We start from the raw sequence: 12,460 nt of genomic DNA on the forward strand, positions 1-12,460 counted from the left end.
CGATCAATGAAATCACTCGAATTGCGAAGGAGAGGCGGCATGGGCCGTATCGCAGCACTTACCACAAACCCGGTCATGATCGCGCTCGTCGCGATGCTCGCGATCACCGGTTGCGCCTCGAAGAAGACGCCGAACAGCGCCGCCGATCTCGGCCTAAACGGCGCTGGCGCGGCAACGCCCGGGTCGGCCCAGGACTTTACCGTCAACATCGGCGACCGCATCTTCTTCGATACCGATTCGTCCTCGATCCGCGCCGATGCGCAGACGACGCTGTCGCGCCAGGCGCAGTGGCTGAACCAGTACAAGCAGTATGCCATCGTCATCGAAGGCCATGCCGACGAGCGCGGCACGCGCGAATACAATCTGGCGCTCGGCGCCCGCCGTGCTGCTGCCACCCGAGACTTCCTGGTCGCCAAGGGCGTTTCGGCGCAGCGCCTGAAGACCATTTCTTACGGCAAGGAGCGTCCGGTCGCGGTTTGCGACGACATCTCCTGCTGGTCGCAGAACCGCCGCGCCGTAACCACGCTGGGCGGCGCCGGTTCTTGATCGGCATTAATGCAACACTTGGTGCGAAAGGCGGCCAAAGGGCCGCCTTTTTCATATCTGCTCGCTCCAAACAAAATTTGGCCGAAGTCTCACGTCCTGTTAAGAGCCGAGAGCGTCTGGCTAGTCCCCAGTTGGCTGGTCTACTTCGAGTGAGAGGCGCGCAACAATGGTTTCACGGCGAGAGGCACATGCATTTCAGATCGGTCTTGAGCGGCACGCTTGCGCTGCTGCTCGTATCAAGTATCTCGGCAGTTGCTGACGGGGCAAGCGGCACCGGGCAGTCATCGGAAAGCGGTTTTTCCTTCCATCTGCCGACGATCAAACTGCCCGGCATTTTCGGCGAAAAGAAAAAGCCGGATCAGGTTCAATTCGCGCAACAGGATGGCACCGGCACTCCGGCGCTGGAGGAACAGCTCCGGCAGATGAACGGCAAGATCGAGGAACTCAATTTCCAGGTCCTGCAGATGCAGGAGCAGATCCGCAAGCAGCAGGAAGACAACGAATTCCGCTTCCAGCAGCTGGAAGGCGGTCAAGGCGCGCAGCAGCCGGCCGAGCAGAAGAAGTCCGAGGCCGGACCCAGCAGCGACAGCCCCAACAGCGACAGCAACGTGGCAGAGGCGCCGGCAACGCAGGCTCCGGCTGCTGCGGACACGCCGCCAGCCGGCGACAAGAGCGTCGAGGACGTCATCATCGAATCGCCGAGCGGCGATCCCGGCAAGCTGATCCCCGGCGCGCCGCCCAAGACGTTCGGCACGATCACCGTCGACAAAAACGGCAATGTCGTCGAAGCCGGCGGCAATGCGCAGGCGAACGCGCCGGACCAGAATACGGCCCCAGCCAACGGCGCCAGCGCAGCCGGCAACAAGGCCGGTAAATCCGATGATACGGTGGTCGCGGCACTCCCCTCGACCAACGATCCGGAGGAGCTTTACCGAAACTCCTACCAGTTCATCCTGTCGGGCGACTACAGCACCGCCGAACAGGGTTTCCGCGACCATATCGCTCGTTTTCCCCGGGACGCCAAGGCGGCGGACGCGCATTACTGGCTTGGTGAATCGCTGCTCGGCCAGCAGAAATACCGCGATGCGGCCGAGATTTTCCTCGCTGCCAGCAAGGACTATCCCAAGGCCAAGAAGGCGCCCGACATGCTGTTGAAGCTCGGCGTTTCACTGGTCGGGCTGAAACAGCGCGACGTGGCCTGTGCCACCTTCAGCGAGATCGGCAAGCGCTACCCCGATATTTCCGGCGCGCTCAAGGAGCGGGTCAAGCAGGAAAGGGCGCTCGCGGCGTGCTAGTTTTTCCGTTGCATGTCGTTGCCCCAAAACCGGGCCCACTTTTGGGCGACATGCATGACGCTCGACACCGAGCCTGACCTTTCGGATTTTTCGCGGATCGACTTTTCCAACGGCGCTGTTGCGGCCGTGTCCGGCGGCAGCGACTCGACCGCCCTTCTCCTCCTCCTCAAAGCCCATCTCGACCGTACCGCGCCGGCAACGAAATTGCTGGCGGTGACGATCGATCACCAATTGCGACCGCAAGCGGCAGCGGAAGCGCAAGCCGTGGCCAGGCTGTGCGCAGCACGCGGCATTGCCCATCGCATCCTCGCCTGGTCGGGGCACAAACCATCGACCGGCCTGCCCGCCGCCGCGCGCGAGGCGCGCTACCGGCTGCTCGCCGAGGCCGCCGAAGCGGCAGGCATCGGCCTGATCCTGACGGGGCACACCGCCGACGACCAGGCCGAGACCGTGCTGATGCGGCAAGCGCGTAACGAGTGGGCACGTGACGAGTGGGCACGTGACGAGCGGGCAAGTGATGGAGGGCCAAGTGAAGAAGGGCGAGGCGACGACGGGCCGCGCGATGAAGGGCGGGGCCTTGCCGGCATGGCGCCGGCAACCCTCTACGAGTGGCGGCACTGGATCGTGCGGCCGCTGCTCGGCATAAGGCGTGCTGAGCTGCGCGAATTCCTGCGGCGTGAACAGGTCGCCTGGATCGAAGATCCGACCAATGCCGACACCGCTTTCGAGCGGCCGCGCGTCCGCGCAGCACTTGTTGAAGGCGACGATGCGCCTCGCATGGCTGAAACGATGGCGCTGGCCAGAAAGGCGGCGGTCGAGCGTGAGCAGCTGGGACACCGCGCGGCCATGCTGATCCGCAGCTTGGCCTCCAGGCCGGCCGCCGGCCTCGTCCGCCTCGATCGGGATTTTGCGATGGAAGGCGACAGCCGGGCGGCCATTTATGCGCTGCGCATTCTGCTGGCGGCGATCGGCGGCACCGCCTTCCTTCCCGACCAGGCCCGCAGCGAAGCCCTTTTCGGCCGGCTCCGCACCGGGCCGCTTTGTGCCACATTGTCGCGGACCGTGATCGATGCCCGGCGTACCGGTACCTTTCTGCATCGCGAATTGCGCGATCTGCCGCCCACTGTTGCGCTTTCCGACAATGCCCTTTGGGACGGCCGCAGACGGATCACATTGGGCGACAGTTCAGGTGCATTGTTGATCGCACCGCTGTTGGTGGCACCGCTCGGGGCGGCTCTTGCCGCAAAGCGGGCAATTGCCGGGCGTGGCACGCCGGCAAGCCTTGTACGTGCCGCCTTGGCCGCTGAGCCGGCGCTATGGCGGGATGGCGAATGCCTTGGTTTGCCTGGCGAAGGTCCGATGCCGGCGGCTGTCGCCGCATATCCGGCAGTCGCGCCCTTCGCCCGTTTCCTGCCGTCTTTCGATCTGGCGCCGGCCGATGCCGTCGCCGCCTTGCTTGGCGCGGCGCCGGTTCCAGCCTCGCCATTCGGCGGCCACAGTGCCGGCCTACCACGGGCGAAAGCTTAACCGAGACCTGCTGTTATGCTTGGCAAGGGGAGACGCTCTCCCTATGTTAGGGCCAAGTTTCCTCTCACGACGCGTGTCCGCCCAGCGGCGCCAACGGGACAATTGATGAATCCGAATTATCGCAACCTCGCGCTCTGGGCGATCATAGCGGTCCTGCTCATCGCTCTCTTCAATCTTTTCCAGACGCCGCAGACGCGTGGAGCCTCGAGCGATGTCCCCTATTCGCAGTTCCTGCAGGAAGTCGCGGCGGGACGGATCAAGTCGGTGACCATTGCCGGCGCTCGTATCTCCGGCAACTACACTGACAGTTCCAACGGCTTCCAGACCTATTCTCCTGGGGACCCGTCGCTGGTTTCGCGGCTGCAAGACAAGAACGTCACCATCAATGCGCGTCCTGAATCCGACGGCTCCAATTCGCTGTTCGGCACCCTGATCTCCTGGCTGCCGATGATCCTCATCCTCGGCGTCTGGATATTCTTCATGCGCCAGATGCAGTCCGGTTCCGGCCGCGCCATGGGCTTCGGCAAGTCGAAGGCCAAGCTTTTGACCGAAGCGCACGGCCGCGTCACCTTCCAGGACGTCGCCGGCGTCGACGAAGCCAAGGAAGATCTGGAAGAGATCGTCGAGTTCCTGCGCGACCCGCAGAAATTCCAGCGGCTCGGCGGCAAGATCCCGCGCGGCGTGCTGCTCGTCGGTCCTCCCGGAACCGGCAAGACGCTGCTCGCCCGCTCGGTCGCCGGTGAAGCCAACGTGCCGTTCTTCACCATTTCGGGCTCGGACTTTGTCGAGATGTTCGTCGGCGTCGGCGCAAGCCGCGTTCGCGACATGTTCGACCAGGCCAAGAAGAACGCGCCTTGCATCATCTTCATCGACGAAATCGACGCGGTCGGCCGCCATCGCGGTGCCGGCCTCGGCGGCGGCAATGACGAGCGCGAGCAGACGCTGAACCAGCTGCTGGTCGAGATGGATGGCTTCGAATCCAACGAAAGCATCATCCTGATCGCCGCTACCAACCGGCCCGACGTGCTCGATCCGGCGCTGCTGAGGCCGGGCCGCTTCGACCGCCAGGTGGTGGTGCCGAACCCCGACATCGTCGGCCGCGAGAAGATCCTGAAAGTGCATGTGCGCAACGTGCCGCTGGCGCCCAATGTCGACCTCAAGGTGATCGCGCGCGGCACGCCGGGCTTTTCCGGCGCCGACCTGATGAACCTGGTCAACGAGTCCGCACTGATGGCGGCGCGGCGCAACAAGCGCCTCGTCACCATGGCCGAATTCGAGGACGCCAAGGACAAGATCATGATGGGCGCCGAGCGCCGCTCGTCGGCGATGACGCAGGCCGAGAAGGAGCTGACCGCCTATCACGAGGCCGGTCACGCCATCCTGGCGCTCAACGTGCCGTCGGCCGATCCGCTGCACAAGGCGACCATCATCCCGCGCGGCCGGGCACTCGGCATGGTCATGCAGCTGCCGGAAGGCGACCGCTATTCGATGAGCTACAAATACATGATCTCGCGCCTCGCCATCATGATGGGCGGCCGTGTCGCCGAGGAGTTCAAATTCGGCAAGGAGAACATCACCTCCGGCGCCTCCTCCGATATCGAGCAGGCGACCAAGCTGGCGCGCGCCATGGTGACGCGCTGGGGCTTCTCCGACAAGCTCGGCCATGTCGCCTATGGCGACAACCAGGAGGAGGTGTTCCTCGGCCATTCGGTGGCGCGCACGCAGAACATCTCGGAAGAGACGGCGCAGATCATCGACGCCGAAGTGCGCCGGCTGATCGACGAGGCCTATTCGACGGCAAGGTCCGTCCTGACCAAGAAAAAGAAGGAATGGATCGCGCTGGCGCAAGGCCTACTCGAATACGAGACGCTGTCCGGCGAGGAGATCAAGCAGTTGATCGCCGGCAATAAGCCCGCACGCGACCTTGGCGACGACACACCGCCGAGCCGCGGCTCGGCCGTGCCGAAGTCCGGCCGCCGCAAGAAAGGCCCCGAGCCCGAAGGCGGCATGGAACCCCAGCCGTCAAGCTAGGCTCCGGCCCAGGACAGATCGACTTCGAAGCGCCGCGGCTCTAACCGCGGCGTTTTCTTTTGGGGAATGCGACACGACAATCGCATTTGGATTGTTGCGAAGATGGACCCCCACCCTAAACCTCCCCACAAGGGGGAGGGAATGCTGCCGCGCGCCTTTCCTTCCTCTTTGGCGCCGAAAGGCAGGCAATCTGCCCGAGGTTAGCGCCAACGGAAGTCTCCCTCCCCCTTGTGGGGAGGGGTTAGGGGTGGGGGTCCATCGTAGAGTGAAAGCCTCGGCTTTCCAACCCGCGATAGCCCGCCCCTCGTGGGGAGATGCCAGGTGGTTCGCCCAGAGAGGGGCGCGAAGGAATGGGCCTTCTATCGTCCTCGTTGACAATTTCGGGAAGATCGACAAAGCGCGCTGGAGGATGAAGTTCGTATTTTTGCCGACGGTGCCACATTTTGTTCTTGCTTTGTGCCGGCAGCTGTGCTACTAATTTGGCTATGGTGTCAATTGGCGCCGCCGACCCGCCCGCCGAGGCGGGTTTTTTGTTTCCGGCTGTGAGGGGTTCCGGTGTTGCCGAGATCGATGCCGGCGAGACAGAGGGAGCGAAGGAACGCGACCTGACAGTTGGTTCGACCTCGGAAGGCCCTCGCACTTGTTCGGCAATAAAAAAAAGCCCGCGAACCTTGCGGCTCGCGGGCTCCTATCGTCGAATGATGCCGCGGTCAGCTCTTCAGCTTGGCGTTGCAGAGGCTGTAGAAGCCGCCGCCTTTCTGGATCCACCTGAGGCCGCCCAGCGTGTTGGCGTCCTTGTTGGCGTAATAGAGGTCGAGGCAGGTGTGCATGCGGCCCTTGGCCGGGGTCTCGGTTGCGTACTTCTTGGAGATCGCCGTCGGGAATTTCACGCCCTGGGGGGCGGTGATGGTCGGCGGTTGCGGATCGCCGGTGTACTTGGCATCGGGAGCCGGCAGGGTGTTGTCGTCGGCTGCGCCGGCGCCGCATTGGCTCTTGCGGAAGTCGTTCCACTTCATGCCGTTCAGCGTGTTGCCGGCCTTGGCAGCCTGATATTTGGCGCTGCAATCCGCCATGCTGAGGCCTTTGCCGGTATCGGTCGCGGCAGCTGTCGTCGCCTTGGCAGGTGCCGTGGCAGGTTGTGCCGCTGCAGTTGCACCGGCGGCGCATTCACTCTTGCGGAAATCGTTCCATTTCATGCCGTTGAGCGTGCCGGCAGCCTTGGCGGCCTGGTATTTGGTGCTGCATTCCTTGGCCGTCAGCCCAGGCGCAGCGTCGTCGGCGGCGGCTGCCGCAGCCTTGGTCGCGGCGGCGGGTTGTGCGGCTGCAGTGGCGCCGGCGGCGCATTCGGTCTTGCGGAAATCGTTCCACTTCATGCCGTTCAGCGTGCCGGCGGCTTTTGCCGCCTGGTATTTGGTGCTGCACTCCTTCGCCGTCAGGCCAGGCGCCGCATCGTCGCCGGCGGCTGCCTTGGTGGTGTCGGCGGCCTTGGCCGTGGCTTTGGCTGGGGCGGGATCGGTCGTAGCGGCGGTGGCATCGGTGCCGCATTGGGCCTTGCGGAACTGGTTCCAGTTCTGCCCGCCAAGCGTTCCCGCATCCTTGGCCGCGTTATACTTGGTGCTGCACTCGGCCATGGTCAGCGCATTGGCAGGCGCCGCCAGGAATAAGGTCGCGACGGCAAGACCCGTCAAAGTGGCAAGTCGGTGGATGAGCATGCGTTTTCTCCCTATGGCGGTTCATGATATGTCCCAGTGCAGCAATAGCGCTCAACGGCTGGTTGCGCCAGATGCTAAGTAGCGTAGAGACAATTTAGAGGTGCATTCTTTTCTTTAAGGTGATGAATTCGTTGCCGGGACTGTCTCCCAGCCAAGTTCGTCCGGGTGCATTGCACGGAGAGCGCGCATATGGCTGGTTCCCAGCGAAGACACTGCGTCGCATGACAGCCAGTCAAATCGGCGGGTGCGGCGGACCTGAGCCTACCTCTGTCTGGAGCAGCACGATGCGGATTCGGGTTCAAGGCCACACTGCCACTAACCAAAGGATCCAGATGAGGTTTTAGGTTGACGTTTCTGATGCTGCTGCCGCAACAAGGGCTCGAAACTTGAAAATCAACACACTAGCGTGACGCAAAACACACAAAACAACAATTTTCTAAGGATTGGTCGTCCATAATCATACAATGTGATGACGGGGCTTGGGCCATTTTATGGCATGAGATGCTCGGAAAGAACCATCGGGAAGCTGGCGAACATGGCAGGACATTATTTCGGTACGGACGGCATTCGTGGGCGCGCCAACAAGTTTCCAATGACGGCGGAGGTCGCCATGCGGGTCGGCATGGCCGCCGGCCTCTCGTTCCAGCGCGGCAGCCACCGCCACCGCGTCGTGCTCGGCAAGGATACCAGGCTTTCCGGCTACATGATCGAGAACGCGATGGTATCCGGCCTGTGCGCCGCCGGCATGGATGTCTTCCTGCTCGGCCCGATCCCGACGCCCGCAGTTGCCATGCTGGTGCGCTCGCTGCGCGCCGATATCGGCGTGATGATTTCTGCCTCGCACAACCCCTATTACGACAACGGCATCAAGCTGTTCGGCCCCGATGGCTACAAGCTGTCCGATGAGATCGAGGAGCGTATCGAGGGGATGCTCGACAAGGATATCGAACTGGCGCTCGCCGATTCCGATGGGCTCGGCCGCGCCAAACGCGTCGACGGCGTGCATGACCGCTATATCGAATTCGCCAAGCGCACGCTGCCGCGCTCAATGTCGCTGTCGGGGCTGCGCATCGTCGTCGATTGCGCCAATGGCGCCGCCTACAAGGTGGCGCCTGACGCGCTATGGGAACTCGGCGCCGAGGTCGTTGCCATCAATGTCGAGCCCAACGGCTTCAACATCAACAAGGAATGCGGCTCGACCCATCCGGCCGGCCTGCAAAAGAAGGTGCACGAGGTGCGCGCCGACATCGGCATTGCGCTCGACGGCGATGCCGACCGCGTCGTCATCGTCGACGAGAACGGCGCGATCGTCGATGGCGACCAGATCATGGCGCTGATCGCCGAGTCGTGGCACCAGAGCGGACGGCTGGCCGGCGGCGGCGTCGTCTCGACGGTGATGTCCAATCTCGGCCTCGAACGCTTCCTCGGCGACATGAACCTGCAGTTGCATCGCACCAAGGTCGGCGACCGCTATGTCGTCGAGCACATGCGTGCCCATGGGCTCAATGTCGGCGGCGAACAGTCGGGCCACATCGTACTGTCCGATTTCTCGACCACCGGCGACGGCCTCGTCTCGGCGCTCCAGGTGCTCGCCTGCATCAAGCGGCAGAACCGGCCGGTCAGCGAATTGTCGAAGAAATTCGAGCCGGTGCCGCAGCTTTTGAAGAATGTGCATATTTCCGGCGGCAAGCCTCTGGAAGAGGCGCCGGTCAAGGCAGCGATCGAAGATGCGCGCAATCGCCTCGGCAAGGCCGGGCGCCTGGTCATCCGGCCATCCGGCACGGAGCCGCTCATCCGCGTCATGGCGGAGGGCGATGACCCGCAGCTTGTCGAGTCCGTCGTCAACGACATCGTCGAGGTCATTTCAGAAACGCGCAGCGCCGCCTGATCTCCTTCCAACGTCAGTTCAAAAAGCCCGCCTTTCCGGCGGGCTTTTTGTTGGATCGCCTGTCAGTCCTGCTACAGCAACGGTCGCCAGATTCCTTGGACTTTAGAGATTCGTGGTTAATCGATACGGTTAAACGCCTTTTAACCTTTCCGATTCATTATCCACAACTGAGATCAATCACATTTCGGGCGCGTTCGCCGTTCGAGGGTTCTCAGGGGTGATAAGCATGTTCAACACAGCAAGAATGGCTCTCCTGGCCGCGCTGTTTGCCGGCGCCGGACCGGCATTCGCCGCCGATTTCGCCGAGCCGCCCGTGGTCGAGGAGGCACCGCCACCGGTCGTCTACGAGCCGCCGGCCGAGTATGGCGGCTGGTATATCCGCGGCGACATCGACTATCACTGGTCGAAGTTTCGCGGCGCCGACTACATCACCTACGGACCGCCTCCCGGGACAGGTACTTTTGACAGCGGCAAGCTGAAGAGTGCCTTCTCGGCCGGTGCCGGCGTCGGCTATCAAATCGACCGGCACTTCCGCACCGACTTGACCGCGGACTGGATGAGCAAATCCACTTTCCGCGGCTCGACCAGCGGCATCTGTCTCGATGGAGATCCCTGTACTTCGGTCGACACCTCGTCCTATACGGCGCTGCTGCTGCTCGCCAACGCCTATGTCGATATCGGCACATGGCACGGTATCACGCCCTATGTCGGTGCCGGCATCGGCGGTGCCTGGGTTAAGTGGGATACACTCCACAACAGTGATGAAGACGGTGAATTCTTCCACCACGGCGGCAAGGGCTGGCGTTTTGCCTATGCTGCCATGGTTGGTGCATCCTACTGTTTGACCGATCGCGTCAAGCTCGACGTCGGCTACCGCTACAGCCATATAAACGGTGGGAAGATGTTCGACTTCGGCAGCGGCGTCGGCCCCGGCTATGACGACGGCATCAATGTTCATGAGGTGCGCGGCGGCCTGCGCTATCAGTTCGGCAGATCGGACTGCGTCGAACCGGAACCCTATGTTCCGGAGCCGGAGCCGGTCTACACCAAGTAAGCGCTTCGAAATCGAGGAATTTGTCGATCGCCCGGCTGATGCCGGGCGGTTTCGTTTGGCTGCCTGAAGATGCTGCGACGCTCTGTGACACCGTCCAGCTCGAGGGGCGCAAACGGATCAAATCAATTGCTAACGCCTTGTTATCCTTAACCCGCACTTAACCACTATGGTTAACAATGCTCCCTGAAACGGCGCGCGATCGCGAATGCGCCAAGTTCGGGAGCCGAGGACCATGACATTCAAATCGCCTGTAGCACTGGCGCTTGCAGCAGTCGTCCTGATGCCGCTGACGCCGGCGCTTGGCGCCGATTACGATCCGCCGGTCTATGTCGACCAGGCGCCGGATTATGTGCCGGTCGAGGTTGGCTCGGGATGGTATCTGCGCGGCGATGTCTCCTATCTGGTGCAGAAGAGCTTCAAGGATGAGGATTTCGCCTTCACGCCCGCGAGCTTCGACGAAAAGGAAGATCCCATCTTCGCCAGCATTGGCTTCGGCTACCATTTCAACGACTATCTGCGCGCCGATCTCAATGTCGGTTATCTGCCCGGCAACAAGATCGACATCGGTTACGACGATACAGGGATTGTGGTGCTACCGGCAACGGCGACGGTGGCATCAGCATCCCTGAAGAACCATGCCTTCTCGGGCATACTCAATGGCTACGTCGATCTTGGCACGTATGTCGGAATCACGCCCTATCTCGGCGCTGGTATCGGTATCCTGCAGAGCAAGCGTCGCCTCTCGGCGAGCTACTTCACCGACAACGCCGACCCCACCGACGATTTCGTCCGGCATGACAACAAGACCCAGTACTCCTTCGCCTACACGCTGAATGCCGGCTTTGCCTACCAGGTGTCCAAGAATGTCTCAGTCGATCTGGGCTATCAGTATTTTTCCGCGCCAGACGCCGAATATGTGACTGCCGAGAGCCTGACTTCTTTTCCGATCCGCAAAGGAATCAACAATCATCAAGTCAAAGTCGGACTGCGCTACGATCTCTGGTAGGCTCGATCGAAGCCGAGGCGTTAACAATGGCGGGTCGTAGGCCCGCCGTTTGCGTTTCGCCGCCGGCAATATCCCGACAGCGACAAAAACTTTCCCCTTGACGCCGAAAGCCTGAACGCATATCGCCGTCCGTGGGCCACCCCTCCCCAACGAGGGGCCACTATCTGGAAGGATAGACCACGATGACGACGCATACGAAGCCCGGACTCCGTCCGGCAAATCCCAATTTTTCCTCAGGTCCTTGTGCAAAACGCCCCGGCTGGTCGGTCGAGGCGCTCAAAAATGCCGCGCTCGGGCGCTCGCACCGTGCCAAGATCGGCAAGACCAAGCTCGAACAAGCGATCGAGCTGACGCGGGAAATCCTCCAGGTTCCGGCGGATTACCGCATCGGCATCGTGCCGGCCTCGGATACCGGTGCGGTCGAAATGGCGCTGTGGTCGCTGCTCGGCGAACGCGGCGTCGACATGGTCGCCTGGGAGAGCTTCGGCTCCGGCTGGGTCACCGATGTGGTCAAGCAGCTGAGGCTCGCCGATGTGCGCAGGTTAGAGGCCGACTACGGCGCACTGCCCGACCTGACCAAAATCGACTTCGACCGCGACGTGGTCTTCACCTGGAACGGCACGACGTCGGGCGTGCGCGTGCCGAACGGCGATTTCATCCCGGCCACCCGCAAGGGGCTGACCATTTGCGACGCCACTTCGGCGGCTTTTGCGCAAAAGCTCGATTTTCAGAAACTCGACGTCGTCACCTTCTCCTGGCAGAAGGTGCTGGGCGGTGAGGGCGCGCACGGCATGCTGATCCTCAGCCCGCGCGCCGTCGAGCGTCTGGAAAGCTACAAGCCGGCCTGGCCACTGCCGAAGATCTTCCGCCTCACTTCGGGCGGCAAGCTGATCGAAGGCATCTTCAAGGGCGAGACCATCAACACCCCGTCGATGCTGTGCGTCGAGGACTATCTCGACGCGCTGCGTTGGGCGAAGTCGATCGGCGGCCTCGACGCGCTGGTCACCAGAGCGGATGCCAATGCCGCTGTTCTCGATCGCTTTGTCCGGAAATCTTCCTGGCTCGGCCATCTTGCCGTCGACCCGGCGACGCGTTCGAACACATCGGTCTGCCTTTCCTTCACCGATCCGGATGTCGCTGCACTCGACGCCGACGGACAGGCTGCGTTCGCCAAAGCAATTGTCTCGGCGCTCGACAAGGAAGGCGTCGCCTATGACATCGGCGCCTACCGCGATGCACCGCCCGGCCTGCGCATCTGGTGTGGGGCGACAGTCGAGACTTCCGACCTCGAAGCGCTGCTGCCTTGGCTCGACTGGGCCTTTGCCGCGCAAAAGGCGTCGCTGAAGGCAGCGGCCTGATCCCTCCCCTCGAGGGAGGGTGGCCCGAAGGGCCGGGTGGGGT

9 protein-coding genes are annotated in these 12,460 nt (G+C 62.5%); 8 read left to right on the plus strand and 1 reads right to left on the minus strand.

Annotated features, from left to right (window positions below; translation table 11 throughout):
- Window positions 1-39: 39 nt before the first annotated feature.
- The 4 genes from pal (at window position 40) to ftsH (ending at window position 5,399) form a co-directional block, all read left to right on the plus strand.
- Complete coding sequence (pal, locus tag NKH13_RS00860; RefSeq protein ID WP_023677992.1) at window positions 40-546, plus strand: peptidoglycan-associated lipoprotein Pal; 507 nt, start codon at window positions 40-42, stop codon at window positions 544-546.
- A gap of 188 nt (window positions 547-734) precedes the next feature.
- Entirely contained in the window at window positions 735-1,841 is a 1,107-nt protein-coding gene (gene ybgF, locus NKH13_RS00865; protein WP_352909917.1) for a tol-pal system protein YbgF, read from the plus strand.
- A 54-nt stretch (window positions 1,842-1,895) separates the two neighbouring features.
- Window positions 1,896-3,368, plus strand: coding sequence for a tRNA lysidine(34) synthetase TilS (gene tilS / locus NKH13_RS00870; protein WP_352909919.1), 1,473 nt, complete (start codon window positions 1,896-1,898; stop codon window positions 3,366-3,368).
- Between the two features lie 105 nt (window positions 3,369-3,473).
- A complete protein-coding gene (ftsH, locus tag NKH13_RS00875) occupies window positions 3,474-5,399 on the plus strand; it encodes an ATP-dependent zinc metalloprotease FtsH (RefSeq protein WP_352517047.1) in 1,926 nt (641 codons plus the stop codon).
- A gap of 710 nt (window positions 5,400-6,109) precedes the next feature.
- Here the strand turns inward: ftsH and NKH13_RS00880 are convergent.
- Entirely contained in the window at window positions 6,110-6,772 is a 663-nt protein-coding gene (locus NKH13_RS00880; protein ID WP_502914227.1) for a hypothetical protein, read from the minus strand.
- Between the two features lie 874 nt (window positions 6,773-7,646).
- Between NKH13_RS00880 and glmM the strand changes: the two genes are divergently transcribed.
- From glmM to NKH13_RS00900, 4 genes are all read left to right on the plus strand, one after another.
- Window positions 7,647-8,999 (plus strand): phosphoglucosamine mutase, encoded by a 1,353-nt coding sequence (gene glmM / locus NKH13_RS00885; protein ID WP_292664754.1) that lies wholly within the window; start codon window positions 7,647-7,649, stop codon window positions 8,997-8,999.
- 226 nt (window positions 9,000-9,225) lie between these two features.
- Window positions 9,226-10,053: an outer membrane protein gene (locus NKH13_RS00890; RefSeq protein WP_352909924.1), complete on the plus strand. Its 828-nt coding sequence runs from the start codon at window positions 9,226-9,228 to the stop codon at window positions 10,051-10,053.
- Between the two features lie 232 nt (window positions 10,054-10,285).
- Window positions 10,286-11,059 carry an outer membrane protein gene (locus NKH13_RS00895; protein ID WP_352909925.1) on the plus strand — a complete coding sequence of 258 codons (774 nt, stop codon included), beginning with the start codon at window positions 10,286-10,288 and terminating at the stop codon, window positions 11,057-11,059.
- Between the two features lie 182 nt (window positions 11,060-11,241).
- Window positions 11,242-12,417: a phosphoserine transaminase gene (locus NKH13_RS00900; protein ID WP_352909927.1), complete on the plus strand. Its 1,176-nt coding sequence runs from the start codon at window positions 11,242-11,244 to the stop codon at window positions 12,415-12,417.
- Window positions 12,418-12,460: the final 43 nt, after the last annotated feature.

This window comes from Mesorhizobium sp. M1348 (assembly GCF_040317925.1).
GTDB lineage: Bacteria > Pseudomonadota > Alphaproteobacteria > Rhizobiales > Rhizobiaceae > Mesorhizobium.

Excerpts from the sequence above, each read along its gene's own strand:
- glmM (WP_292664754.1), top strand. The coding sequence starts at position 7,647 with ATGGCAGGACATTATTTCGGTACGGACGGCATTCGTGGGCGCGCCAAC.
- tilS (WP_352909919.1), top strand. The coding sequence starts at position 1,896 with ATGACGCTCGACACCGAGCCTGACCTTTCGGATTTTTCGCGGATCGAC.
- pal (WP_023677992.1), top strand. The coding sequence starts at position 40 with ATGGGCCGTATCGCAGCACTTACCACAAACCCGGTCATGATCGCGCTC.
- NKH13_RS00900 (WP_352909927.1), top strand. The coding sequence starts at position 11,242 with ATGACGACGCATACGAAGCCCGGACTCCGTCCGGCAAATCCCAATTTT.
- ftsH (WP_352517047.1), top strand. The coding sequence starts at position 3,474 with ATGAATCCGAATTATCGCAACCTCGCGCTCTGGGCGATCATAGCGGTC.
- NKH13_RS00895 (WP_352909925.1), top strand. The coding sequence starts at position 10,286 with ATGACATTCAAATCGCCTGTAGCACTGGCGCTTGCAGCAGTCGTCCTG.
- ybgF (WP_352909917.1), top strand. The coding sequence starts at position 735 with ATGCATTTCAGATCGGTCTTGAGCGGCACGCTTGCGCTGCTGCTCGTA.
- NKH13_RS00890 (WP_352909924.1), top strand. The coding sequence starts at position 9,226 with ATGTTCAACACAGCAAGAATGGCTCTCCTGGCCGCGCTGTTTGCCGGC.
- NKH13_RS00880 (WP_502914227.1), bottom strand. The coding sequence starts at position 6,772 with ATGAAGTGGAACGATTTCCGCAAGACCGAATGCGCCGCCGGCGCCACT.